The 24,289-nt window shown below is 72.5% G+C and carries 22 protein-coding genes and 1 tRNA gene; 12 read left to right on the forward strand and 11 right to left on the reverse strand.

The genetic code is table 11. The features are described 5' to 3' along the window. Positions 1 to 38: 38 nt before the first annotated feature. A complete protein-coding gene (locus NITAL_RS16220; RefSeq protein WP_052667267.1) occupies positions 39 to 725 on the reverse strand; it encodes a response regulator in 687 nt (228 codons plus the stop codon). A 63-nt stretch (positions 726 to 788) separates the two neighbouring features. On the opposite strand from NITAL_RS16220, the gene NITAL_RS16225 reads away from it, so the two are divergent. Next, positions 789 to 2,342, forward strand: coding sequence for a GAF domain-containing sensor histidine kinase (locus NITAL_RS16225; protein ID WP_169786867.1), 1,554 nt, complete (start codon positions 789 to 791; stop codon positions 2,340 to 2,342). 33 nt (positions 2,343 to 2,375) lie between these two features. Here the strand turns inward: NITAL_RS16225 and NITAL_RS16230 are convergent, their stop codons facing one another. Continuing rightward, positions 2,376 to 2,852, reverse strand: coding sequence for a hypothetical protein (locus tag NITAL_RS16230; RefSeq protein ID WP_052667269.1), 477 nt, complete (start codon positions 2,850 to 2,852; stop codon positions 2,376 to 2,378). A 127-nt stretch (positions 2,853 to 2,979) separates the two neighbouring features. Next, positions 2,980 to 5,721, reverse strand: coding sequence for a phosphoenolpyruvate carboxylase (gene ppc / locus NITAL_RS16235; protein ID WP_052667270.1), 2,742 nt, complete (start codon positions 5,719 to 5,721; stop codon positions 2,980 to 2,982). Between the two features lie 67 nt (positions 5,722 to 5,788). Between ppc and NITAL_RS16240 the strand changes: the two genes are divergently transcribed. The 7 genes from NITAL_RS16240 (at position 5,789) to NITAL_RS16265 (ending at position 10,397) form a co-directional block, all read left to right on the forward strand. After that, positions 5,789 to 6,622, forward strand: a complete 834-nt coding sequence (locus NITAL_RS16240) for a sulfurtransferase (protein ID WP_052667271.1) — start codon at positions 5,789 to 5,791, stop codon at positions 6,620 to 6,622. 44 nt (positions 6,623 to 6,666) lie between these two features. After that, positions 6,667 to 7,221 (forward strand): DsbA family protein, encoded by a 555-nt coding sequence (locus NITAL_RS16245; protein ID WP_211262458.1) that lies wholly within the window; start codon positions 6,667 to 6,669, stop codon positions 7,219 to 7,221. Continuing rightward, positions 7,218 to 8,216 (forward strand): PD-(D/E)XK nuclease family protein, encoded by a 999-nt coding sequence (locus NITAL_RS16250; protein WP_052667273.1) that lies wholly within the window; start codon positions 7,218 to 7,220, stop codon positions 8,214 to 8,216. The genes NITAL_RS16245 and NITAL_RS16250 overlap by 4 nt, the downstream gene beginning before the upstream one ends. Before the next feature lie 101 nt (positions 8,217 to 8,317). Next, positions 8,318 to 8,551 carry a hypothetical protein gene (locus tag NITAL_RS27400; protein ID WP_157041887.1) on the forward strand — a complete coding sequence of 78 codons (234 nt, stop codon included), beginning with the start codon at positions 8,318 to 8,320 and terminating at the stop codon, positions 8,549 to 8,551. Between the two features lie 155 nt (positions 8,552 to 8,706). Continuing rightward, a complete protein-coding gene (locus NITAL_RS16255) occupies positions 8,707 to 8,925 on the forward strand; it encodes a type II toxin-antitoxin system VapB family antitoxin (protein WP_052667274.1) in 219 nt (72 codons plus the stop codon). After that, entirely contained in the window at positions 8,916 to 9,344 is a 429-nt protein-coding gene (locus NITAL_RS16260) for a PIN domain-containing protein (protein ID WP_157041888.1), read from the forward strand. The genes NITAL_RS16255 and NITAL_RS16260 overlap by 10 nt, the downstream gene beginning before the upstream one ends. Before the next feature lie 663 nt (positions 9,345 to 10,007). Next, positions 10,008 to 10,397, forward strand: a complete 390-nt coding sequence (locus NITAL_RS16265) for an HIRAN domain-containing protein (RefSeq protein ID WP_169786869.1) — start codon at positions 10,008 to 10,010, stop codon at positions 10,395 to 10,397. Here NITAL_RS16265 and NITAL_RS16270 read toward each other — a convergent pair. Both NITAL_RS16270 and NITAL_RS16275 read right to left on the reverse strand, forming a co-directional pair. Further along, positions 10,381 to 11,289 (reverse strand): class I SAM-dependent methyltransferase, encoded by a 909-nt coding sequence (locus NITAL_RS16270; RefSeq protein ID WP_052667277.1) that lies wholly within the window; start codon positions 11,287 to 11,289, stop codon positions 10,381 to 10,383. The two genes, NITAL_RS16265 and NITAL_RS16270, sit on opposite strands and share 17 nt — an antisense overlap. A gap of 18 nt (positions 11,290 to 11,307) precedes the next feature. After that, positions 11,308 to 13,086 carry a VanW family protein gene (locus NITAL_RS16275; RefSeq protein ID WP_157041889.1) on the reverse strand — a complete coding sequence of 593 codons (1,779 nt, stop codon included), beginning with the start codon at positions 13,084 to 13,086 and terminating at the stop codon, positions 11,308 to 11,310. 368 nt (positions 13,087 to 13,454) lie between these two features. Here NITAL_RS16275 and NITAL_RS16280 point away from each other — a divergent pair, with 368 nt between their 5' ends. Together NITAL_RS16280 and NITAL_RS16285 are read left to right on the forward strand one after the other, a co-directional pair. After that, positions 13,455 to 14,657 carry a murein hydrolase activator EnvC family protein gene (locus NITAL_RS16280; protein ID WP_052667279.1) on the forward strand — a complete coding sequence of 401 codons (1,203 nt, stop codon included), beginning with the start codon at positions 13,455 to 13,457 and terminating at the stop codon, positions 14,655 to 14,657. Between the two features lie 89 nt (positions 14,658 to 14,746). Further along, positions 14,747 to 15,466, forward strand: a complete 720-nt coding sequence (locus tag NITAL_RS16285) for a zf-HC2 domain-containing protein (RefSeq protein ID WP_169786870.1) — start codon at positions 14,747 to 14,749, stop codon at positions 15,464 to 15,466. A 9-nt stretch (positions 15,467 to 15,475) separates the two neighbouring features. Here NITAL_RS16285 and NITAL_RS16290 read toward each other — a convergent pair whose 3' ends face one another. Together NITAL_RS16290 and NITAL_RS16295 are read right to left on the reverse strand one after the other, a co-directional pair. Further along, entirely contained in the window at positions 15,476 to 16,144 is a 669-nt protein-coding gene (locus NITAL_RS16290) for a PhoU domain-containing protein (RefSeq protein ID WP_157041891.1), read from the reverse strand. A 30-nt stretch (positions 16,145 to 16,174) separates the two neighbouring features. Beyond that, the gene (locus NITAL_RS16295) at positions 16,175 to 17,326 is read right to left on the reverse strand and encodes a Na/Pi symporter (protein ID WP_211262459.1); all 1,152 of its coding nucleotides are present in this window, start codon (positions 17,324 to 17,326) and stop codon (positions 16,175 to 16,177) included. A 642-nt stretch (positions 17,327 to 17,968) separates the two neighbouring features. Between NITAL_RS16295 and NITAL_RS16300 the strand changes: the two genes are divergently transcribed. Beyond that, a tRNA-Val gene (locus tag NITAL_RS16300) sits at positions 17,969 to 18,040 on the forward strand. 217 nt (positions 18,041 to 18,257) lie between these two features. On the opposite strand, the gene NITAL_RS16305 is transcribed toward NITAL_RS16300, so the two are convergent. The 4 genes from NITAL_RS16305 to NITAL_RS16320 all read right to left on the reverse strand — a co-directional run bounded on the left by NITAL_RS16305 (position 18,258) and on the right by NITAL_RS16320 (position 23,163). Continuing rightward, positions 18,258 to 19,490: a hypothetical protein gene (locus tag NITAL_RS16305; RefSeq protein ID WP_052667282.1), complete on the reverse strand. Its 1,233-nt coding sequence runs from the start codon at positions 19,488 to 19,490 to the stop codon at positions 18,258 to 18,260. Continuing rightward, positions 19,487 to 20,707 (reverse strand): hypothetical protein, encoded by a 1,221-nt coding sequence (locus NITAL_RS16310; protein WP_052667283.1) that lies wholly within the window; start codon positions 20,705 to 20,707, stop codon positions 19,487 to 19,489. Before NITAL_RS16310 ends, NITAL_RS16305 begins: the two co-directional genes overlap by 4 nt. A gap of 108 nt (positions 20,708 to 20,815) precedes the next feature. Beyond that, complete coding sequence (locus tag NITAL_RS16315) at positions 20,816 to 21,976, reverse strand: hypothetical protein (protein WP_157041892.1); 1,161 nt, start codon at positions 21,974 to 21,976, stop codon at positions 20,816 to 20,818. Further along, a complete protein-coding gene (locus tag NITAL_RS16320) occupies positions 21,973 to 23,163 on the reverse strand; it encodes a hypothetical protein (protein ID WP_157041893.1) in 1,191 nt (396 codons plus the stop codon). Before NITAL_RS16320 ends, NITAL_RS16315 begins: the two co-directional genes overlap by 4 nt. Positions 23,164 to 23,530: 367 nt before the next feature. Between NITAL_RS16320 and NITAL_RS16325 the strand changes: the two genes are divergently transcribed. Then, positions 23,531 to 24,265, forward strand: a complete 735-nt coding sequence (locus NITAL_RS16325; protein WP_169786871.1) for a DUF1990 family protein — start codon at positions 23,531 to 23,533, stop codon at positions 24,263 to 24,265. Positions 24,266 to 24,289 lie beyond the last annotated feature (24 nt).

Raw genomic sequence — 24,289 nt, forward strand, 5'->3', positions numbered from 1 at the left:
ACCTGTGACCCCACGGGTCAGGGCCCTCCGCCCGTCGGTCAGCGCTCGCCGCGCTCGCCGCGCTCGCCGCGCTCGATCTGGGTGTAGAACACGGCAGCCTCGGTCCGGCGCTGCATCCCGAGCTTGGCGAGCAGGTTGGACACGTAGTTCTTCACCGTCTTCTCGGCGAGGTGCATCTGCTCGGCGATCTGGCGGTTGGTCATGCCTTCGGCGATGTGCTCCAGGATCCGCCGCTCCTGGTCGGACAGGGAGGCCAGACGTGGGTCCTCCTCGTCGCCGCGACGGAGCCGGTCGAGGACCCGGCCGGTCAGGGACGGGTCCAGCAGCGACTCGCCGGACGCGACCCGCTTGACGGCGTCGACCAGGTCCTGGCCACGGACGTCCTTGAGCAGGTAGCCGGCGGCACCGGCCATGATCGCGTCGAAGAGGGCCTCGTCGTCGCCGAAGGAGGTCAGCATCAGACAGGCGACCTGGGGGTCGCGGGCGCGGACCTCACGGCAGACCTCGACCCCGTTGCCGTCCGGCAGCCGGACGTCGAGCACGGCGACGTCGGGTCGCGCCTTGGCGATGCCGGCGAGCGCCATGCCAGCGGTCCCGGCCTCGCCGACGACCTCGATGGCATCGTCGGAGCCGAGCAGTTCCGCGAGGCCGCGTCGCACGACCTCGTGGTCGTCGACGAGGAAGACGCGGACGGCCGAGCTGCTCTCCGGTGCGGTGTCGCTCACGAGGGGCTCCGGGGGAGTGGGGTAGCGCGAGGCTAGACTGTCGCGAGCGTGGAGAGGTCGAGGGTGCGCGAGGAACGGGTAGCGAGGCTGCTGGACGCCGTGCTCGCGGTGACGGGTGACCTCCAGCTCGAGAGCGTCCTCGCGCGGGTGATCGAGTCCGCCTGCGCGATGGTCGAGGCCCGGTACGGGGCGCTCGGCGTGCTGGCGGACGACGGGCAGGGCTTGTCCGAGTTCGTGACCACGGGGATCGACGACGCCGCGATCGAGCGCATCGGCAGGCTGCCGGAGGGGCGCGGCATCCTCGGGGTCCTGATCGCCCATCCCGAGCCGCTGCGTCTGGACGACCTCAAGGACCACCCTGCATCGTTCGGTTTCCCCCGGAACCACCCGCCGATGAACTCGTTCCTCGGGGCGCCCATCCGGGTGCGTGACGAGGTCTTCGGCAACCTCTACCTCACCGAGAAGGTCGGTGGCAGGGGGTTCACGGCCGACGACGAGCAGCTGGTCGTCGGGCTCGCCGCCGTCGCGGGCGCCGCCATCGCCAACGCCCGGCTCGTCGGTGATCTCCACCGCCGCGACGCGTGGCGCAGCGCCGTGATGGAGGTCACCACCTCGGTGCTGTCGGGGGATGCACCGGATCGCGCCCACGAGCGCGTCAGCGAAGCGGCGCGGACGCTCATCGGCGGCACCGGCGCCGCCATCGTGGCGGCTGCGGGTGGTTCCGCGCAGGTCATCGCCTCGGTCGGCGATGGGCCCCCGATCGGACCCGTCCCCGCCGAGACCCCGGTCGCCGAGGTGCTGGCCGAAGGGGTGGCTGTCACGGTCGAGGAGTCGGTGCTCTTCCCGGGCTGCGTGTCGTGGGTCCCGCTCCGCGAGCGCGACGAGGTCGTGGCGGCGCTCGGCGTCGGCAGCCCGCAGCCGATCGTGGCGAGCGATGCCGCTCAGCTCGCGCTCTTCGCCGCCCAGGCGAGCCTCGCGCTCGCCCACGGCCGCGTGTCGTCGGACCTCCGCCGTCTCGAGCGGATCGAGGACCGCGAACGCATCGGACGCGACCTGCACGACACCGTCATCCAGCGCCTGTTCGCCACGGGCCTCGGGCTGCAGGCCCTGGCGCGTCGTGTCGAGGACCGCCCTGAGGTCGCCGAGCGCCTCGCCCGCGCCGTCGATGACGTCGATGCGACGGTCAAGGAGATCCGCTCGACCATCTTCGCGCTCCAGGCGCCACCCGAGGTGGCCAGCGTCCGTGGTGACATCCTGCGCGTCGCGGACGAGATCGCCTCGATGCTGAAGAACACCCCACGGGTGCGCTTCGAGGGACCGATCGACACCGTCGTGTCGGCAGCGGTGGCCGAGCACCTCGTCCCGGTGGTGCGTGAGGCGTTGACCAACGTCGCCAGGCACGCCGATGCCGAGCGCGTGGAGGTCCACCTCGCCGCCAGCGCGAGCAGGCTCGAACTGCTCGTGCGCGATGACGGCGTCGGTGGGGTCGAGGGGCGCGACGGCGGGTTCGGCCTCGGCAACATCCGTGACCGGGCGCGCAGCTGCGGCGGTGGCCTCGACATCGGCGACGGGCTGGAGGGTCGGGGCACCGAGGTGCGATGGTGGGTGCCATTGTGACCGTCCCGCTCGCCCGTCGGGCGCGGGGAAGGGTCAGCTTCTGACGGCGACGGGCGCGGCACGCAGCCTCTGGGTGATCTCGCGGAGGAGGCGCTCCACCGTGGCGCTGGCGACGCGGGTGAGCGCGACGGCGTCGATGGCGTCCCCGAACCGGCCCCCGGGAGGGTCGTAACGGCCGTCGAGGACCAGGGTCGCGCGGCCGGCGGGCCGCAGGGCCAGCCCGAGCTCGGCGTCGAGTCGTGGCAGCAGTCGGGAGACCGTGGTGTCGCCATCGGGGATGGTGGGCTCCCAGCAGCACGTGCGCCACCAGGTCCGACCGACCTGCCAGGGGCCGCCGAGGGTCACGGTCACGGGGCGGGTCCACGCCGCCGGTCCGACGTCGATCACGTACCGCTCGGGTCCGATGTGGCGCGCGTCGGGCAGCCACACCTGAGGGTCACCACGGAACGCAGCGACGGCCGCGTCCGGGTCGACGTCGAGGGGGAGGAACGATCGCACCGATCGGCTCATCGTTGGTCCTCCTTGGGGTCGCTGGTCAGGACACAACCGTGCTCCACGGCGCGACCCGGTACCCGAGGAGGAGGTCCCGAGGCTTCGGGACCTTCGCGCTCGGACCGCCCGGGCCGGTCGGCGCAGCTCAACCGGTGTTGCGCAGGCCCGCCGCGATGCCGTTGGTGGCGATCAGCACGGCATCCCGTACGTCGGCGGCCACGTCACCGTCGTCCTCGTCGCGCAGCCGGCTGAGCAGCCGGACCTGCAGGGCGTGCAGCGGGTCGAGGTAGGGGTCCCGCAGGCGCAGGACCTCGCGCAGGTCGTGATCGCCCTCGCCCGGGGCTGCACCGGTGACGCGCGTGATCGCGGTGACCGTCCGGTCGTGCTCGGCACGCAGCTGCGGGAGGACGACGTCGCGGACCTCCGGGCGGGCCAGCGAGGCGTAGTCGGCTGCGATGGTCAGGTCGGCCTTCGCCAGCGCCATGGCGACGTTGGCGAGGGTCACCTGCAGCAACGGCGACGAGGCGTGGAGCTCAGCGAGCTCGGCCCACCGGGTGTCGTCGTCCTCCGTCCAGGTCGTGAACGCCGACCCGACCCCGTACCAGGCGGGGAGGTGGACCCGGCACTGGGTCCAGCCGAACACCCACGGGATGGCACGTAGGTCACCGATGCCCGCCCCGGCCGACCGGCGCGCGGGCCGGGACGCGAGCTTGAGCTCGGCGACCGCGTCGAGCGGGGTCGCCTCGTGCAGGTAGGCCACCAGCTCGGGGGTGTCGTGCACGAGGTCGCGGTACGCGGCTCGGGCGAGCTCCGAGCAGGCGTCCAGGACCTCGTCCACGCGAGCGGTCGTCGTGGGCGCGCGGTCGGGCAGCAGGGTCACCATCGTGGCGTGCAGCAGCTGCTCGAGGTGGCGGTGGGCGAGCTCGGGGTCGCGGTACCGAGCCGCGATGACCTCGCCCTGCTCGGTGAGCTTGAGCCGCCCACGGACGGACTCGGCCGGCTGCGCCCGGATGGCGGCGTTGGCGGGCCCGCCACCGCGGCCGATGGAGCCACCGCGGCCGTGGAACAGCGTGAGGGTGATGCCGTGCTCATCGGCGACAGCGGCCAGCGCCCGCTGGGCGCGCTGCAGCTGCCAGGTGGCGGTGAGGTAGCCGCCGTCCTTGTTGGAGTCGGAGTACCCGATCATCACCTGCTGGTGGTCACCTCGGCGGGCGAGGTGGTCGCGGTAGACCGGCAGGGTGAACAGCGCGGTCATGACCTCGGGGGCGCGGTGAAGGTCGTCCACGGTCTCGAACAGCGGGACGACGTCGAGCGACGCGTCGACGTCCGCGTCACGCGCCATGGCGAGGACGGCGAGCACGTCGGACACGTGCTCGGTCATGGAGATCACGTACGCATCGCACGCGTCGGGGCCGAGGCGCTCGTGCGCGCGTCGCAGCAGCCGGAAGAGGCTGAAGGTCGCCGCACTCTCGTCGTCGAGGTCGATGATGGCCGGCGTCAGGGGTCGCGGCGAGGCGAGCTCACGCTCGAGGACGGCGACCTTCTCCTCCTCGGGGAGGGCGGCGTAGTCGTCGATCTCGCCGTAGTGGCGGTACAGCGTGGTGAACGCCGCCCGGTGCTTGCCGGCGTGCTGCCGCAGGTCGAGCGAGACGAGGTGGAACCCGAAGACCCGCGCCTGGACCTCGAGGTCGGCGATCCGTCCGTCCGCGATGGCGCGAGCGCCCACCGAGCGCAGGGACGCCCGCAGCACGGTGAGGTCGGCGACGAGCTCGGCCGAGGTGGTGTAGCGCTCGGGGAGCCGCCGGCGGTCGGCGCGCCAGGTGCGGCCGGCGTGCCGTTCGGTGGCCAGCAGGCTCTGGTAGACCAGCGCGAGGAACTGGCGGTGCGGCTGCTGGGGGTAGCGGCCGGCGATCTGGGTGGCGGCGTCGGGGTGGGCGTCCTGCAGCTCGGCGAGGCGGGCGGCGAGCTCGGGCGAGGTCCCACGACGCTCGCTGACCGACAGGTGGGCGTGCAAGCGGTCGATCGAGCGGCGCAGCAGCCGGATCGCCATCTGCTGGTGCTCGCGCCAGGTCGCCTCGGTCACCTCGGGCGTCACGTTCGGGTTGCCGTCGCGGTCACCACCGATCCACGAGCCGAGACGGAGGAACCGGCCGGGCTCGAGCGGGGCCGCGTCGGGGTAGACCGCGCGGTACGCCTCGTCGAGCTCGCGGTACAGGCGGGGAACGAGGTCGAAGAGCACCGCGTCGATCCAGTACAGGCCGTTGCGCACCTCGTCGATCACGGTCGGGGGGCGCACCCGCGTCTCGTCGGTGAGCCAGAGCGAGGCGACCTCCTCGGCGAGGTAGTCCTCGGCGGCGTCGTGGTCCTCCGGGGTGATGGTCGGGTCGTCGAGCCGGCGGAGCGCCTCGGCGACCCGTCCGAGCTTGGTCAGCGTCGTGCGCCGCTTGGCCTCGGTCGGGTGCGCGGTCAGCACCGGCCGGACGGCGAGCTGCTGCAGCGCCGCGGCCGCCGCCTCCGCATCGAGTCCACGCTCGGCGAAACGTTCGACGGCGGCGCGCAGCGTCTCGGGGAACGGCCGGTCGCTCTCGGCGCCTCGACGTCGATCCTGCGCCAACTGGCGGACGAGGCCCTGGTCCTCGGCCAGGTTGACCAGCCGGAACCACGCCGCGAACGCGGTCGCCACGATGCGTGCCTGCCCGGTGGGCATCGCGGCCACCAGCTCGGTCAGCTCCCGGCCGGCTCCCTCGTCGCCGCCACGCTGGGCCTTGGACAGCGCCCGCACCCGTTCGACCACAGCGCGTTGGTCGTCGCCCTCGATCTCGGCGATCGTCTGTCCGAGGACGTCGCCGAGGAGTCGAACCTGTCGGGCGGTCGCGTCACGGTCCACGTGCGGGCTTCCTCTGTTCCGGTCGGGCTGCGAACCTAAACGACCCTGACCGACCCGGAGGACGAGCTTGACCCCGCCGTTCGTGACCGTGACGGCGCTGGTTGCGGAGCTGCGTGCCGCACGGCCCCCGGTGGTCGCCGACGTCAGGTGGGCGCTCGACGGCTCCGAGGGGCACCACACCTACGTGGCCGGCCACCTGCCCGGCGCGGTGTACGTCGACCTGGAGACCGACCTCTCGGGGCCGGCGACGGTCCGCGACGGGCGCCACCCCCTGCCGTCGCCGGAGCGGTTCGCGCAGGCCCTCGGCGCGCGCGGGATCGGGGATGGTGACCGGGTCGTGGCCTACGACGTGCTCGGCGGGGTCGTCGCGGCCCGCCTCGTCTGGCTGCTGCGTGCGATCGGGCACGACGCCGCGGTGCTGTCCGGTGGGCCGGCGGCGTGGCCCGGCCCGCTGGAGCGGGGAGAGGTCACGCGGCCTGCGACGGTGCGGACCCCGGTGCCCTGGCCGGAGACCCGCCTCGCCGACGCCGACGCCGTGGCCGTGGCGGCCACATCCGGGGAGGTCGTCGTGCTCGATGCCCGCGAGGGGCCGCGGTTCCGCGGTGAGCACGAACCGGTCGATGCCCGTCCCGGGCACGTACCCGGGGCCCGGAACCTGCCGACGAGCACGCTCCTGAGCGCCGACGGCCGGTTGTGCGACGCGGCGGCCATCCGCGTTCAGGCGGAGCAGGTCGGCGCCCTCGAGGCGAGCGAGGGGGTCGTGGCCTACTGCGGGTCCGGCGTGACCGCCTGCTTCGACCTGCTCGCCCTGGAGACCATCGGGATCCGCGGTCGGCTGTTCCCCGGGTCGTGGTCGGCGTGGGCGGCGGACCCGGCACGACCGGCCTCCACAGGCAGGTGAGGGCCGCGCACGGCCACGTCACCGTCGCCACCTACCCTCGCGGGGTGATCATCCTCCACCACGACGTCACCTCCCCGGCCGCTGCGGTGGCCGTCCTCCGGCTGCAGCGGATCGCCGACGCCGGGGGGGCCGTGGCGTTCCAGGGCATCGACGTGCTCGGCCTCGACGCCGCGATCCCGGTCACCCTCGACCAGCTCGCGGAGCTCGAACGTGAGTCCGGACGGTTGCACAGCTTCGGGGTCGCGGCGCGTCGCCCGTCACGCCGACCTCCGACGCTCGGGGCCCACCTGGTGGCCGACATCGCGGAGGACCAAGGGTGCGGTGCTGCGTGGCGGCTCGCGGCCCTGACCGCGTACTGGGAGCGCGACGACGACCTCGGGGACGACGGCGTGCTGGTCGAGCTCGCGGTCGCCGCCGGGCTCGACGGCGCGGTCGTGGCCGAACGGCTCGCCGACCGATCGGCACGCGTCGGGCTCCGGCGACGGATGCTGGCCACCCGCCAGCGCGGGATCGGTGGGGTCCCCGTGCTCGAGGTCCAGGGCGCGTTCGTCCCGGCCGACCTCCCCGACGATGACCTCCGACAGCTGGCCGCGTCGTGACCGGCGGACCCGGCGACGGGGGAGCGGCCGCACGGGAGCGGCTGCGCACCGAGCTGTTCGGCTGGGGGCAGGATCGGCCGATCGTGGACCCCGGCGAGGTCGCGGCCCTCCGCGGCCAGCTGGAGGCCGAGCTCGCGGGCCTCGGGGACGCGCTGCACGCCGCGGCGACGTCGACCGGTCGTCAGCAGCTGCTGGTCACCAAGACGCGGCTCGACCGGTTGACCTGCGACGGGTGGGCACTCGATCCGGCGCCCTTCGAGCACACCGAGGCCAACGTCCGCGGGACGTTGGCCCACAAGGCGATCGAACGTCACCTCGACGGCGGTCTCGAACAGGTCCCCGAGGCCGCCGTCGTGGCGGACGCCTGGCGCGAGCTCGCCGCCCGGTCGCCGGGCGACCCGCGATCGATCAGCGCCTGGCTCAACGCCTGCCCCAAGGAGGCCGCGCAGCGGCTGCGGACCGAGGTGAGCGGCCTGCTCGGCACGTTCCGAACGGTCTGGCCCGACCTGCCGCGCCAGCTCGTGCAGGTCCGGACCGAGAAGCGGCTCGACGTGACCCTGGCGGACGGGACGGTCCGACTCCAGGGGACCCTCGACCTCCTCGTCGACAGTCGGCGGGTCGACGACCGTGCGCGCACCCTGATCGTCGACTTCAAGACCGGCGTCCCACGTTCGGACCACGACCGCGCCGAGGTGCGTTTCTACGCGCTGCTGGCGGCGCTCGCGACCGGTCGTCTGCCGTTCCGCTGGGCCACCTTCTACGTCGCCGAGGGGCGGCCCGAGATCGAGGACCTGCACGGGCCGACGCTGGACGCCACGGTGCGCAGGGTCGTGGACGCGGTCCGGCAGGCGGCCCGCCTGACGGCCGTCCGTGCTGGGGCGGAGCCCCCGCGGCTGCGCGGGGGGCTGTGGTGCCGGGGGTGCCTGCGGCGCGACGACTGCGACGAGGCCGAACGCGCCCGCCAGGAGCACGCCGCCCGCTTCACCACCGGCTGAGCTCGGCAGCCGATGTTGATGGGATCGGCCCCGAGGGACGTGCAGCGACGGGCGCTGCATCAATGGTCCGAGGGGCGCGACGGCAGCGGGGTGGGTACGGGATGGCTGAGGTGCCCGAAGGACGACTTGGTCGCACGCGCCGGGACGACGGGGGTGCGCCGGCGGGCATGTACCTCGAGGTGGAGCGGGATCAGTCCGGAGCGGGGTGGCACGTCTGGCTCAACCACGAGCACCCGTCACGTGGGCCGTCGGAGGGTTGGGACATCTGGGCCGACACCGCTGAGGACGTCCTCGAGTGGCTGCGGGTCCTGGACGTCATGTGGGTCGAGCAGTAGGACCACGCCGCTTGCCGGGGAAGGCTCCGCGGATGGCCGCGGTGCTGGCAGGCTCGTAGTGACTGAGAACCCTGTCCACACGCCGGCTCGGATGGGACGACCTGGCGGCCAGCCGAGGTATATACTGCATCCATCCCGTATATCCTGGAGTGCGGATGACGAAGCGACTCATCGACGTGGATGACGAGGTCCTCGAGGCTGCACGGCGCGTCCTCGGCACGAACACCATCAAGGACACCGTCAACTCCGCCCTCCGCGCCAGCGTGCAGGCCGCCGAGCGACGACAACGCGTCGACGGAGCGGCACTGAAGCGTTTCGCCGTGGCGTCGCGTGACCTGCTCGACGAAGACGTGATGGCGGATGCGTGGCGCTGACGCCCGCCTCCTGGCTGGTGGACAAGTCGGTCCTCGCCAGAGTCGATGTCGCGGCGGTCGCCGACGCCGTTCTTCCTCGCTTACAGGCAGGTCAGGTTGGCGTGGCTCTCGTGGCCGAACTCGAGGTCGGCTACTCGGCCCGCTCCAGTCAGGACTACGCCGCGACGCGCCAGGACCTGCTCGACCTGCTCATCCCCGTGACGATGCCCGTACGCGCCGAGGAACGAGCCCGGGAACTGCAGCGCGACCTGGTGGCCAGGGGGCGTCACCGCGGAGTCAGCGTCCCTGATCTCGTGCTGGCCGCCATCGCGGACATCGAAGAGCTCACCATCCTGCACTACGACGCCGACTTCGACCTGATCTCCGAAGTCACCGGTCAGCCCACCGAGTGGGTCGTGCCGCGCGGCAGCATCGATTGACACGAGGTGTGCTTCGCGTGGCGATACCGGGCGTATCTGCCTGGTGGCGGTAGCGGGCGCTGACGAACTCAGCGGGTGACGAGGCGTACCTCGATGTGCTCGTGGTCGCCCGCTGCTCGGGTGGTCTCCCACTGGAGCGATGCCGCGGCATCGCTCCGGGATCAGTGGCTACCGACCTGCGCAGGACCGTCCCAGGCGGGTGGAAGACACGGGCGTTTGACAGTTGCTGGCTGCTGGACGCCAGAAGTTGCCGCCGACGGGCGCGGATCACCCGGTTCCCGTGGCAGTTCCTGGCTGTCAGGCGCCAGGAACTGCCGTCGTGACGGCCTCAGCGGAGGCGCTCCAGCACCGACGTCAAGGTGGGCGCAACCGCCGCAGCCGGTGCTGGACACGGGCGTGTTGACGCGGGGGGGCTCGGCGGAGCGAACGCCGTAGCGGGTGCAGATCGTCGGACGGAACCGACGATCTGCACCCGGTAGACGGCTCCGCGGCCTCTACGGACGAAGGATCGGGAACGGTTCCCAGCCCAGGGCGTAACCGCCGCATCTGCACGATGCCCTGGCGGGGGTCGTGTCACCACACCGCTGTAGTTTCCTGGACGTGACCTCGACGACCCGCCTCGAACCTCGCCGGCCCGGAGCCGGGCGCGTCCGCCGTGCGCCCGTGACCCCGGCGGAGGACTTCCGGACCCCCGTGCGGGGGCACGCCTTCGCGGCCCGCCCGCCATCAGCACCGCATCCGGCGCCCGGGAGCGCCGCGCAGCTGGTGCGCGAACCCGACAACCCGCGCGACCACCTCGCCGTCGCCGTGTGGACCTCTGGAGATCGTCCCTGGCGCATGGGCTACCTCGATCGGGCGGTGGCAGCCCGTCTCGCCCCACGGCTCGACGGCGGCGAGCGGTTCGACGCCGAAGTGGCGGGCTGGATCGACGCCCCCGGAGGCCGGTGGCGACGGCCACTGCTCCGGCTGACCTCCCGCGGGACAGCTGCGGCCGGCAGCCTGTGGGGCCGGCCACCCGGTTCGACGCGGCGGGTCCTCAGCTCGGGGCCGTGAAGACCGCCTGGACCGTCATCAGGAGGCGGTCGGGCACCACACGCTCGACCACGGTGTGGTCGACCCCGCGCAGCGCCGACCAGACGCGGTCGGCGCGGCGCTTGGCGCGCTCGGACGCGGCGAGCCCCGGCAACTCACCCGCCAGCACGTAGTACGCGCTCGCCCAGGTGATCGAGGCCAGCCCGCACCCGCGGACCCGCGTGGCGGCGTAGCCGGCCTCCTCACCGAGGTCACGGAGCTGTCCCGGGGTGAAGGTGTGAAGGTTGGCCGCCATGGCGACCAGGTCCCAGAACCGGTGCTCCTCCAGCGCCGCGTCCTCGTGGGCGGACAGGGGGCGGCCAGCCGCGTCGGCGACGCGGCGGGCCACGCCGAGGCCCGCCAGGGCCGTCCGTGCCGAGAGGCCACCGAGCCGGTCGGCCAGCGGCGTCGGCTCGGAGAGCGCCAGTACCGGCCCACCGGGCTTGACCACCCGGCGCCACTCGGTCAACGCCGCCGGTACGTCGTGGAGGTGGTGGAGCACCCCGCGCGAGACGACGGCGTCGAAGGTGTCGTCGGCGTAGGGCAGATCGGCGGCGGTGGCACGCAGGAACGTGGCCTCGACGCCGAGCGACGCGGCGTTGCGTGCGGCCCGGTCGAGCATGCCGGGGGAGAGGTCCACCAGGTGGAGGTCGTCGGTGCGACCCGCGACCGCCAACCCGAGCCCGAGGTACCCGGTCCCGCAGCCCACGTCGAGCACCCGGCCGAGGGGTCGCCGCCCGAGCAACCGCCTCGCTTCGCCGGCGGCATCACGAGCCGACCGCCGGTCGTAGGCGATGCCGAACCGCTCGTCGTAGGTGCGGCACTCGACCTCGTGGAAGGCCAGCTGCAGCTCGTCCGGTGACAGGTCGGACACCAGGTGCCTCCACGGGTCTCAGCCGGTGCCGCGCTCGACGATGCCGTTCTGCGGCAGGTAGGTGGTGGTGATCGTGCGCTCGTCGGTGCCGGCCCCGATGAGGTCGACCCGCCGGACGACCTGCACCTTGAACCCGTCGCTACCGGTCTCCTGCACCGTACGTGTCCGCCCCTCGGGCAGGTCGGAGGTGGTCCGGGTCTCGGTGGTCGGCGAGCGACGGTCGTAGGGCTGCCCGTGGGCGGCGGACACGCTGCCGGCGATCGGACGTCCGTAGAGGGAGACCGTGATCGACGTCGAGGTGTAGCTGGCGCGGACCACGACCGGCGCGTCGCTGGTGTTGGTGAAGACCACGTCGAGCTGTGGGAACGACAGGGTGGCTTCGCGGCCCATCGGGTAGCGCGAGATGTAGAAGGAGTGGGCCTTCCACTGGTCGAGCGGGAACCCGCTGAAGAACGCCGCGTTGAAGGTCGTCGTGCCGAACTGCGACACCCCGCCGCCGCAGGTGTCGACGAGCTCACCACGCACGATGGTGCCGGCCGGCTTGTACCCCTTGCCGCAGCTGCGCTCGCCGGAGATGCCGTTGATCGAGAACTGCTCGCCGGGCAGCACCAGCGCACCGTCGACGACGTCGGCGAGCCGCTGGATGTTGGCGACCCGGTCCTGGCCGGCGGTGTAGTAGGTGGTGAACGTCGACAGCAGGTGCGTCGGCTGCTGCTCCCGGGCCTGGTCGGTGGTCAGGGCGGGCGTGGTGACCTCCACCTCGAGGGCGACCTCGCGTTCGGCGGCGCGCAGCGCCTCGGTGAGCTGCTCGGCGGCCCGGGCGGGGACGAACTCCCGGCCGTCACGTCCGGCCACGACCTCGACGCCGCCGACCTCGACGGGCGACCACCTGGTGGTGCTGCTGTCGTCGAAGGTCGTCGGCGGGGTCCGGGAGGTGACGAAGGACGCATCGACGGGCGTGACGTCGAACCGGGACGCGGCGGTGTCGGCGAGGTGCTCCTCCACCGACGACTCGGTCACCCGCAGCTCGAGGCTGGTGCCGTCCTCGCTCTCACCGACCTCGAGCAGGGTCGCGAGCTGGCTCGGGTCGAGGGTCAGGGAGACGTCGTCGACGCGGAGCACGAGCGGCTCGGCGATGGCTGCTTCGACCTGCGCGGCGACCGCTTCGGCGTCCGCCGGAGCGACCGTCGGTCGCTCGACGTCGGCGGGGAGCTCGAACTCGTCGGGTCCGGGGGTGCGCAGTCCCTGTTCGAGGGTCTCGACGGTCTCGTCCCGGCGGACCTCGGCGGTGCCCCGCGGTTCCTCGAGGGTGACCTCGAGGGTCTCGGGGTCGGCGACGACGGCGCCGGAGAACCGGTCCCGGTCCACCTGGTCGGCCAGGTCGTCGACAGCGGTGACCAGGGCATCGCGGTCGACGTCCTCCACCAGCGCGATGTCGCGCTCCCGCCAGAGGGCGCCCACACGCACGGGGATGTCGGCGATCGGGTTCGAGCGTCCACGTGACAGCGCCGCCTCGACCGTGCCGTCCACGTCGATCCGGTAGCCGAGGTCGGCGGGCACGAACTCGAAACGTTCGTCCTCGAAGGTGAAGACCACCGGATCCGCCTCGCGGGCGTCGACCACGGGGCCGATCTCGGCGGCGATCTCATCGGCGGTCATCCCGCCCACGTCGACGCCGGCGACGGAGGTGTTCGGCAGTGCCTGGCCGCGTTGGCTGAGCCACAGGCCGGCGACGACGAGGATGGCGACGGCCAGGAGCGCGGCGGGCGCGAGGATGGCGGGGCGGCGCAGAGCCATCGTGGACGGATCCCCCAGGAAGGTGGTGGTCGGCCGGCGCGGTGCACACGTCCTCAGCGTCAGCGCGAGCATCAGCGTTGGAACGTCGGTACGGCGGCGGGCCGTCACCGCCGGTGGGGACGGTGCGGGGCGGAGAGTACCAACGAGCATCGCTCGGTCGCGTGACGTCGGCTCCGGGTGTGGTTCCCGGTGTGCGCGGGTGCTGGCCCGCCGGCGCAGGTTCGGTACCGTGGCGCCCGTGCCCGCGGACCTCGGTCCCGGGCACCATCCTCGATGTCGGTGTCTGGTGCCTCCAGACGCGGTGCTCGCGTGACGCGGGTGACCGCCCTGCGCCGGCTCGGGTCCTTGCTCCCGACACCGGAGTGTCCGTGCCGATCCGTTCCACGCGCGCGCTCGCCGCGATCACAGCGATCGTGGCCGCTGCGCTCCTCGCACCGGTCGCTCTCGCCGTGGCCCAGGCCCCCGAGCAGCGCCAGCTCCAGGAGGCCCGGGACCGCATCTCTGCGGTCAGCCGGGAGCTCGACGCTGCCGAGCGCGAGGCGGGCGACGCCGAGGTCGAGCTCGCGGAGGCCGACGAACGCCTGGCCGAGGTCGAAGCGGTCGTCAACGACGTCGCAGCGGCCCTCGAACGCCAGCGCACCGCCGTGGCCGAGGCTGCAGCGCGGCTCGCCGAGGTCGAGGACGAGGCGGTCACGGTGCGTGCCCGGCTCGAGGCCCAGGCTGCCTCGATGTTCAAGCACGGCGCGGTCCGGGACTTCGACGTACTGCTGTCCTCCGAAGGGGCCGAGGAGGCGCTGGCCCGCACCACCTACCTGCGCGCCCTGACGCTGGGCGACGCGTCCAGCGCCGAGGCGCTCGCCGCGGCCGAGGTCGCCGTCGAGGCCGAGCGTCAGCGCCTGCAGGCCGAGGAGGAGCGCCTCGACGAGATGCTCGCGGAGCAGGAGGAGCTGTTGGCCGAGGTCGAGCGGCTGCGCAACTCGCGCGCGCTCGCGGCGGCGGACGCTCGGGCCCGGGTCGACCAGCTGTCGCAGGAGCACGACGACCTCGAGGCCGAGTCCGAGCGCATCGAGGCGCTGATCCGCCGGCAGCAGGAGGAGGCGCGGGCGGCGGCCCGCGAGGCCGAGCGGCGGCGCCAACAGCAGGCTGCGGCGGCCCCCTCCGGCGGGTCGGCGCAGGTGTCGGCGCCGTCGTCGTCGGGGTTCGCCTGGCCGCTGTGCGCGCCGGTGACCTCCGAGTACGGCCCGCGGTGGGGTCGCATGCACCAGGGGATCGACCAGGGCGCCCGCACGGGCACGCCGATCGGCGCGTCGAAGGCCGGCACGGTGATCTTCGCCGGGTGGCAGGGTGGCTACGGCAACCTGGTGCTGATCGATCACCACGACGGTGTGGTGACCGCCTACGCCCACCAGAGCAGCATGGCGGTCAGCCGGGGTCAGTCGGTGTCGCAGGGGTCGACGATCGGGTACGTGGGCAACACCGGCAACTCCACGGGTCCGCACCTGCACTTCGAGACGCGGGTGAACGGGTCGGCGGTCAACCCGCGGCAGTACCTGTCGGGCAGCCCGTGCTGACCGAGCGTGGCGTCCGCACGGCCGTTGCCTGACCGCTCGCCCGACCGGCCGAGGTGTGGTCGGTGGGGGCCTCGGCGTACGCTCAGTGGGTGAACGCGCACGAGCGGTACGAGGAGCTGGCGGTCGGGCACGTGCTCGGCGGCCTCGGCGCGGCCGAGGCAGCCGACTTCCGCTCGCACCTGCTCGGGTGCCGTGACTGTCGGATGCGGGTCGCCGAGCTGCGCGACATCGCGGCGGATCTGGCCGCAGCCGAGCGCGAGGAGCGTTCCGAGGCCAGACTCCGCACCGAGGTGGCCCGCCGCACCGCCGAGCAGGACGAAGAGGCGCGCTCGCCGTCCCGTCCGGGCGTCTCGTCGCGTCTGCTCGGGGCCCTGGTGGTCGTCGCCGTCGTCGTCTTCGGCGCCCTCGCCTTCTGGAACCTCCACCTGCGCACGCAGGTCACCGCCCTCGGCCTGCTGGCCGATCGGCAGGACGCCACGCTCGCCGAGCTCGCCTCCGGCGTCTCGGTCACCGTCGACGCGGTGCATCCCACCAGCGGGCTGGTCGTGGTCGACGAGGACGAGGTGGCCTTCAGCTTCGCCGAGCTGCCGACGCTGGCGCGCGCGGAACGGTACGTCGTCTGGCTCGTCGGAACGGCTGATGGCGGGGACGAGGCGGTCCTGATCGCTCGCACCGACGACCGCCGCGTCGCCGGGGTGGTCGAGCGGGACGGCGCCGACGAGCTGCTGGTCACCGTGGAGGACGGCCCCGCCGGTGCGACCGCCGCGGTCGGCCGGGAGGTCGCGCGGGCCGCGCTCACCGGCGGCTGAGCGTCCGGTTCAGGAGCGGTCCTCGGGGTCCTCGTCGAAGTAGTCGAGCCGATCGACCGGCATGACCACCGCCGAGAGGACGTTGAGCAGGTGGGCGACGATCCGCTTCAGGTAGCGGTAGGTGAGCGCTTGGGCGACGGCCTGGACGCCCGCGGGCTCCTCGCGCACCAGCGCCGACACGGCGTCGTCGAACTGGTCCATCAGCGCATCACCGTTGGACAGTAGGTCGCGGGACCGTTCCGGGTTGCGGTCACGGAACGCGTCGGCGACGTCCACGATCATCGCTGACACCGTGTCGCGCAGCTCGAGGTAGTGCCCAGCCTGCGGCGTGGTGGACAGGTCGGCGCCGTCGTTGGCGAGGTCGAACAGGTTCTTGGCGTAGTCGCCCACCCGCTCCACGTCCTTGACGATGGACATGTAGACCAGGACCGCCGGCGTGTCGATGCCGCCGTGGACCGACGCGTGGACGACCAGTTCGCGTCGGATCTCGCGCTCGGCCTCGTTGACGCGGTGGTCGGTCGCCCGCAGCTCGGCCCCCACGTTGCGTGCCGGGGCGCCACCGACCAGCGCCGACATCGCCAGGTCGAAGGCGTGTCGGTCGTCGGTGAACATGCGCTGCAGCGTCGCCTCGATGCGATCGAGACGGTCGCTGGCATCGCGCTGGAGGCCGAAGGGCACGACCACCACCTCCTGACGGGGTCGGACGGGCTAGGGGATGAGGAACACGCCGAGCAGTGGGATCACGACGAACAACCCGACGATGTACCACAGCACCACGCTACGCCGCTCGACGGCCTGGGCGGCAAGCCGTTCGGCCGCACGGACCGGCAGCAGGCGGACGACGCGGATCGGGTAGAGCAGGGCGATGGCCCCGACGTTGAACAGGGTGTGGACCAACGCGATGGTCAGTCCCTCGGGGCGGAGCACCGCGAGGGAGGCGATGAGGGCGGTGATGGTGGTGCCGACGTTGGCGCCGAGGGTGATCGGGTAGGCGTTGGGGAGGGTGAGCACGCCGGCCGCCACCAGTGGCACCAGGATGGAGGTGGTGATCGACGACGACTGCACCGCGACCGTGACGGCCATGCCGACCAGGATGCCGACCGCGCCACCGCCGCGACCGACGATGCGGTTCATGGCGCGCTCGACGCTGCCGGCCACCAGCTGACGCATGTTGCGGGTGATCTGCGACAGGGCGACGAAGATGAGGCCGAGGCCGACCACGAGCAGCGTGAAGGCGATGAAGCGGCCACCGACCGGCGACACCTCGAGGAAGCCCTCGATGACATCGACCGGGACGTCGACGGCGCGCTTGACCGGGCTCTTGCCGATCTCGCTGACCTCGCTGCCGCGCAGGCGTTCGGTCAGCCACTGGGCGGACCCGGAGATCACGCCGGTGACCAGCTCGATGGGCAGCAGGACGCCGACGGCCAACAGGTTGAAGAAGTCGTGGATCGTGGCGGCCGAGAACCCGCGGCGGAAGTCCTCGGAGTGCCGGATGGAACCGAGGGACGCCAGCGTGTTGGTGATCGTGGTGCCGATGTTGGCACCCATGATCATCGGGACGGCGAGCTCGACGGTCAGCGTCCCCGACCCGACGAGGCCGACGATGGTGGCGGTCGACACCGATGAGGACTGCACCAGCACCGTGAACAGGATGCCGGCGAAGAGGCCGGAGACGGGGTTGGCCACGTTCTCGAGCAGGCCGCTCTGGAACCCGTCGCCGAGGCCGGCGATGCCGTCCTCGAGCAGCGAGACGCCCACCAGGAACAGGTAGAGCAGCGCTAGGACCAGGGCAGCGCGCAGCGGCGTCGACAGTTCGCGACGCGGCCGCAGGCGGCCGGGCGGCAGGGCAGCGGACACGGGAGCTCACACGGACGGGAGCGGCGGGTGGCGCGCAGGCAAGCCGAGCCGGCCGCCCCCAGCAAGTCCGCGGTTGGTCACCGCCCGCTCGGCTCGGCGTCAGGTGCGGCAGCGCCCGGGACCCGGGTCACCTGGCCGCTGAACGAGGGCTGAACGGCAGGTGAACGCCGGGTGAACGGACGTCGAACGAGGGCGGAACGCGGCGAGGCCGTGACCCTCTTCATCGGGGTCACGGCCTCGCGTCGTGCTTCGCTGGGTTGAGACCTCCAGCACCGCTCCCGGGTGGTCCAGCGCCCGAGCGAGCTCTCGGACGCACGCTCCCGGGGCGTCGGGCGGGACGACTCCCCGACCGGCGCGAGTGGCGGTGCCCGGCGTGGATTCCGCTAGGGGATCCAGCGACTCCGGCCTAACGGCCGGGCACCTCCAGGGTCCCGTGATGATGACGACCGATCAACGGACCACCTCCCTTCTCTGGTGGCCCGAGCGAACCACACCGGCGACGTCGGCGCACCCCTCCTCCGACGTCGCCGCACCCCTCCTCGCCCGATCCCCGGGTTGCTCGCGCGCGGGCGCGGGAGCGTTTGGCGGCGCCCGCACGCCTGCTGGTAGCGTTCCCCGTCGCGCGACCTCGGTCGCGCCCCCGGGCGCGTAGCTCAGTGGGAGAGCGCTGCCTTCACACGGCAGAGGCCAGAGGTTCGATACCTCTCGCGCCCACCCCACCGGACCCCGGTCTGACCTGCGGAAACGCGGCGGACCGGGGTCCGTGTGACAACGGGGTGACGACGGGGCCCCTCATGGCGCGCCCGGGATGACGCTGGCGAGCCTGTGGGCCATGGTCTCGTCCGCCGCCGGCAGCAGGTGGCTGTGGTGGCCGTCGCGCAAGCGGATGCGCGGCAGCCAGGCGTCGGCCGACCGACGGGCGACGGTGCGGTCATGACGTCGGTCCTCGTATCCACAAGCCGGCACGCGAGGGCTGGACCGTGGTGGCGACCACGCCGAGCAGGTCGTCGGTCAGGCTGTCGAGGTCGAGGTCGAGCTCGTCGCGGAGCCGCCCTGCGAACCGTTCCAGCTCCCGCTCGGCGTCGTAGCGGGACCGGTTGAAGCGCCGCTCCACCGCCTGCTGGACCCGCCGCCGCAACGGCAGGAACAGCGCCGCTACCGCCAACGTCGAGGCGGCCACCCCGAGGTCGCTCTGGCGCGGGAGCAGGGTGCCGAGCACCAGCACCCCCGCCACGTACACGGCCGCGAGCACCGCCACCACCGCGGCGTAGGTCACGGTCCGGCTGATCAACCGATCGATCTCGAACAGCCGGTACCGCGCCACGGCCACGCCGATCGCGATCGGGACGAGCGAGAACCCCGCCACGGCGACGACGACTGCGACGTCATCGCCCACCAGAACGGAGAGGAGGATCGCGATGAGCCACGACAGCACGGCGGCCACCCCTGCAGCGGCCAGCCACCGCAGCTGCAGGCGCTCGATGCCCCGGGAGCGACGCAGCCGTCGCACCAGCGCGACGACCGACGCGATGACGCACCCGAACAACCCGAACACCGTCGGCTCGACCCACTCGGCGGCCGCCACCGCCATCGGGTTCGGGATGGGCGGCCGGCCCCAGCCGCCCGCCGTCGGCAGGAACGGTCCCGCGAGCAGGTTGATGACGAGCAGGACGGTCGTGAGCCACGCGAGCCAGCGCCACCCCGGCGACGGCAGGCGACCGTCCGGGAAGAGCAGGATCAACAGCGTCGCCGCGAGGAACCCGCCAGGCATGACGATGGCGTCGCCGAGGACGGCCCACACCTCCGGGAGCGGCACGGACCCGGGGTGGGCGAACCCGTAGAAGGCGACCGCCCACAGCGCCCCCTCGAGCGCGAAGGCCGCCCCCACCACCAGGCACAGCCAGCCGATCGGGTTCCGCGGCCGGCGGAACGCGATCAGTGCGCCCACCACCACGAACACGTACATCGCAGTCGTCGCCGCCGTGCTGGGCCACAACGGCTCGCCGGCGAGAAGCGTCAGCACCGGCCCGGCGACGGCCAGGCACGTCGTTGCGGCGAACGCAACCAACGCGATGGTGCGCACGCGACGGTCCACGCGTGACGCGTCGTCGTTCGACGTCGCCCGGCCGTCGCGGGCGGCAGCTCCGCCGTGGCCGGAGTTCATCGGTCGTTCCTTCGTAGCCACACGTCAGCGCGGGTCGGTTGCAGGGTGGTCGCCACGACGTCGAGCAGGTCGTCGGTGAGGCTGTCGAGGTCGAGCTCGTCGCGGAGCCGCCCAGCGAACCGGTCCAGCTCCCGCTCGGCGTCGTAGCGGGAGCGGTTGAAGCGCTGCTCCACGCTCCGCTGGACTCGACGACGCAACGGGTTGAACAGCGCCGCCACTGCCAACGTCGACCCTGCGACACCGAACTGGCTCTGCGCCGGCAAGAGGTCGCCCAGCACCAAGACACCGGTCAGATACACCCCGGCCAGCACGGCCACCACGAGCCCGTAGGTGACCGTCCGGCTGATCAACCGATCGATCTCGAACAGCCGGTAACGGGTCACCGCCACCCCGATCGACATGGCGATGAGGCCGAACGACGACCCCGCCATGATCCCGATGTCGATGACGGCCTGGTCGTCCCCGCCTCGTATCGTCACGACCAGCGCGGCGGCGACGACGAGGAGGTACACCACCGCGAACAGGGCAACGGCAGCCACCAGCCACTTCAGTTGCAGTCGCTCCACGCCGTCAGACCGGCGATACCGACGGAACAGCCCTACCGCCGACACGACGACCAGGATCGGGGTGAGCGCTACGAGCAGTTCGAACACGGGGTGACCGCGCAGCTGCTCCACCGCGAGCGGGTTCACGACCCCGGGGAAGCCGTAGTCGTCGTAGGTGGCCGGTTCGAGGGCGAACAGCAGGTACAGGACGCCGATGAGCACACCCGATGTCCAGGCCACCGGTCGCCACCGCGGGCTGGGCAGGGACCCGTCGGGGAACACCAACAGCAGGAACGTCCCGATGAGCAGGAACCCGGGGATCCACAGGGGCAGCCCGAGCGCCAGGAGAAGGTCCGGCCGGGGGACGAGGCCGGGCCGGACGGCCTCGTGGGCGACACCGGCGATCACCACCAGCTCGACAGCCCACACCAGGCCGATCCCGAGGCACAGCCACGCGACCCGGTTCCGGGGCCGGCGCACCGCGATCAGCAGCCCAACAACCGGGAACGCGGCCAGGGCGAAGTTGAGGACGACGTCCGGCCAGATCGGGGCGCGGGCCCGGACGTGTACCACCGTCCCGACCACGTACAACAGGGCGATCACCGCGAAGCTGGACACGGCTCCGGCGTGCAACCGTCGATCGGTGGAGGCCCGCTCGGGCGCGGTGGCCATGCCTCCTCCAAGACCGGGATGCGGCGTTCCCGTAGGCGTACCACAGCGCCGTTCCGGCACCGTTACGGACCACGGCAACGACCGGCGGGTGCAGGCTGCCTCGGCCGTCTACCGCATCCAGACGCTGGCGCGTGCGGGTTGCACCGTGGTGGCGACCACGTCGAGCAGGTCGTCGGTGAGGCTGTCGAGGTCGAGGTCGAGCTCGTCGCGGAGCCGCGCTGCGAACCGTTCCAGCTCCCGCTCGGCGTCGTAGCGGGACCGGTTGAAGCGCCGCTCCACCGCCTGCTGGACCCGCCGCCGCAACGGCAGGAACAGCGCCGCCACCGCCAACGTCGAGGCGGCCACCCCGAGGTCGCTCTGGCGCGGGAGCAGGTTGCCGAGCACCAGTACCCCCGCCACGTACACGGCCGCGAGCGCCGCCGCCACCGCGGCGTAGGTCACGGTCCGGCTGATGAACCGATCGATCTCGAACAGCCGGTACCGCGTCACGGCCACCCCGACCGCGAGCGGAAGGAGGCCAAGTCCCGACAGCCAGGCCACGGTGTCCGCGACCTCGATCCCCGTCGGTGAGAGGCCTGCCAGCCGCACCACGCCGGTGGCCAGCAGGAGCAGGGCGAACAGCAGCAGCGCCAGCGCCAGCCACCGCATCTGGAGCCGCTCGATGCCCGTCGACCGGCGCCACCGCAACGCGAGGTCGACCATGGCCACGACGAGCAACGTCGTCATGACAGAGCCGAGCAGGCCCTCGACGGCGAGCAGGTGGCTCAGCGCCTCGATCGCCCACGGGTTCACCAGTTCGGCGCTGGTCTCGGTCGCAACCGGGACGGGCAGCACCATCCTGGCCACGACGCCCATCCCGGTGACCACCGCTGCTGCCGCCAGCGGCCAACGCATCCAGGCGGACGCGACCCTGTCGGCGGGGAAGACCGCTATCAGGTACATGAGTACGAGGAGCACAGGAGCGAACAGCCACGCGGACAACCACAGGAAGGGGTCGGCCGGTGGGCGCGCGGCCTCGAGGCTCACGAGCAGGTAGTACTCGAGGGCGATCGCCATGGCGAAGCCCGTCGCGAACAGCACGAGCAACCGACCCACCAGGCTGACCGGGCGACGGGCGACGACGAGCGCGCCGACGACCGACCAACTCACGAGGACCAACGGCCAGCCGTCGATCGGATCACGGACGACCAGCCCAGTGACGCCCGCGGCGACCAGCAGGGCGGCGCTCATGCCGGCCAGGACGAGCCAGGCGCGGGATCGGGCGGTCATGGCGCCGGTCCCCGGATCCACAGGCCGGCGGTCGAGGGATGCACCGTGCTGGCGACGGCCTCCAGGAGATCCTCGGCCAACTCGTCGAGGTCGAGCTCGTCGCGGAGCCGCCCTGCGAACCGTTCCAGCTCCCGCTCGGCGTCGTAGCGGGACCGGTTGAAGCGCCGCTCCACCGCCTGCTGGACCCGCCGCCGCACCGGCAGGAACAGCGCGGCCACCGCCAACGTCGAGGCCGCGACCCCGAGGTCGCTCTGGCGCGGGAGCAGGTTGCCGAGCACCAGTACCCCCGTCACGTACACGGCCGCGAGCGCCGCCGCCACCGCGGCGTAGGTCACGGTCCGGCTGATCAACCGATCGATCTCGAACAGCCGGTACCGCGTCACCGCCACCCCGATCGCGATCGGCACGAGCGAGAAGCCACCCACGCTCAGGGCGATCGCGACGTCCTCTCGCGCGAGGACGACGTCGTCGGCGACGAAGATGGCGATGAGCCACAACACCACGGCGGCCATCCCTGCGGCAGCCAGCCACCGCAACTGGAGGCGCTCGATCCCGCTCGAACGGCGGAACCGACCGATCAGCGCCACGACCGATGCGGCAACGCAGCCGAACAGGCCGACCAGGGCGAGGTCGAGCCACTCGACCGCCTCCACGGCGAGGGGATTGTCGACCGTCGGCCGGCCCCAGCCACCCTGCTGCGGGAGGAACAGGCCGGCGAGGAGGGCCACGATCAGCAGCGCGCCCGTCACGCGGGCGAGCCAGCGCCATCGCGGTGACGGCAGGCGGCCGTTCGGGAAGAGCAGGATCAACAGGGTGGCCACGAGGAAGAGCCCGGGCATGACGAAGGCGTCGCCGACGACGGCCCAGATCTCCGGAAGCGGCACGGATCCGGGGTGGGCGAACCCGTAGAGGGCCACGGCCCACAGCGCCCCCTCCAGTGCGAAGGCCGCCCCCGCCACCAGGCAGAGCCAACCGACGGGGTTCTGTGGCCGGCGGACGGCGATCAGCACGCCGACCACGGCGAACAGGTACATCGCACCGGTCGCCGCCGTGTTCGGCCACAGCGGCTCGCCGGCCAGGAACGTGACGACGGGCCCGGCCACGACCAGGCCCGTCGTCACGGCGAAGGCGAGGCGCGCGACGGCGCGCACGCGACGGGCAGCGGGTGACGCCTCGTCGTTCGACACCTCCCGTCCTCCCACCGGTCGCTGCGGGTCGAACACGCCCAGTCCTACCGGATGACCAGCGTGGCGGCCGTGCCATACGACCGGTTCATCGATGCTCGTGTCGCTGTGCGACCTGCAGTAGACCATGTGGGTGCCCGGTGTAGCGGGTCGTCGTGATGCGGTCCGCCTCCTCGACGCTCGCCATCGAGAACCTCCGCGTATGGGGTTGGGGCGCGTCCCCGCGCGTCGTTGTCGACCGAGCGTCGCCACGCAGCCGTGACCGGACCGTTACGGGGCGCCCGTAACGGGTTCCGGGACGCCGCGGGGGCGAAGCTCGGAGCCAGCCATGGACGTTCGTCGGACGTCCACGAGCACAGGAGGGTCGATGATGAGCGGTCCCGACAGCACGGCAGTTCCCGCCGAGCAGCCGAGCGGACAGCCGACGCAGCACCGGGTCGAGGGTCGCTGGGCGGCACCGCGCGATCGGCTCCAGGTCGAAGGCGAGGTGGGCGCGGCCGCGGTCGACGGCCGTCGTGTCAGCGGCCCGGTGCAGGGGTTCGGACGGCTGTGGCAGAAGACCTTCCGGGTCCGGCTGGACGACGTCGAGATCACGCCTGCCGAGGTGATGGCCACCTGGCGTGAGCGCTACGGCGAGTTCTGGCCGACCGGCAACGAGTTCCGATCACCACTCGCAGGCGTCGAGCCGGGCGAGATCGGGATCATCACCGGACGCGTCGGAGGGCTGCGCCTGTCGACCGGTGTGCTGGTCATGTACGCCGACGAGACGTCGTTCGCGTTCATCACCCCGGAGGGCCACCCCTTCGCCGGGCTGATCACCTTCTCCGCCGACCGTGACGATGACGGCACCACGGCTGCCCAGGTCGAGTTGTTCCTGCGTGCGCACGACCCGATCGTCGAGCTCGGGCTCGCCTTCGGTCTGCACCGCAAGGAGGAGACGATCTGGACCGACACGTGCGGGAACCTCGCGCGTGCTCTCGGTGTTCTCCAGCCCACGGTCGACTCGCGGGTCGTGTGCGTCGACCGTCGCCGGCAGTGGCGTCGCATCGGCAACCTCCGCCACGACGCCGTGCTGTCCGCGCTCATCCGCCCGTTCCGCCGCTGACGGTCGAGAACGGAACACCCGATC

This window comes from Nitriliruptor alkaliphilus DSM 45188, assembly GCF_000969705.1.
Lineage (GTDB): Bacteria > Actinomycetota > Nitriliruptoria > Nitriliruptorales > Nitriliruptoraceae > Nitriliruptor > Nitriliruptor alkaliphilus.

What these genes read in the sequence shown, in the direction of transcription:
- NITAL_RS16230 (WP_052667269.1), bottom strand. Translation starts at nt 2,852, where the DNA reads ATGAGCCGATCGGTGCGATCGTTCCTCCCCCTCGACGTCGACCCGGAC.
- NITAL_RS27400 (WP_157041887.1), top strand. Translation starts at nt 8,318, where the DNA reads ATGGCTGAGGTGCCCGAAGGACGACTTGGTCGCACGCGCCGGGACGAC.
- NITAL_RS16255 (WP_052667274.1), top strand. Translation starts at nt 8,707, where the DNA reads ATGACGAAGCGACTCATCGACGTGGATGACGAGGTCCTCGAGGCTGCA.
- NITAL_RS16275 (WP_157041889.1), bottom strand. Translation starts at nt 13,086, where the DNA reads ATGGCTCTGCGCCGCCCCGCCATCCTCGCGCCCGCCGCGCTCCTGGCC.
- NITAL_RS16305 (WP_052667282.1), bottom strand. Translation starts at nt 19,490, where the DNA reads ATGAACTCCGGCCACGGCGGAGCTGCCGCCCGCGACGGCCGGGCGACG.
- NITAL_RS16310 (WP_052667283.1), bottom strand. Translation starts at nt 20,707, where the DNA reads ATGGCCACCGCGCCCGAGCGGGCCTCCACCGATCGACGGTTGCACGCC.
- NITAL_RS16315 (WP_157041892.1), bottom strand. Translation starts at nt 21,976, where the DNA reads ATGACCGCCCGATCCCGCGCCTGGCTCGTCCTGGCCGGCATGAGCGCC.
- NITAL_RS16325 (WP_169786871.1), top strand. Translation starts at nt 23,531, where the DNA reads ATGAGCGGTCCCGACAGCACGGCAGTTCCCGCCGAGCAGCCGAGCGGA.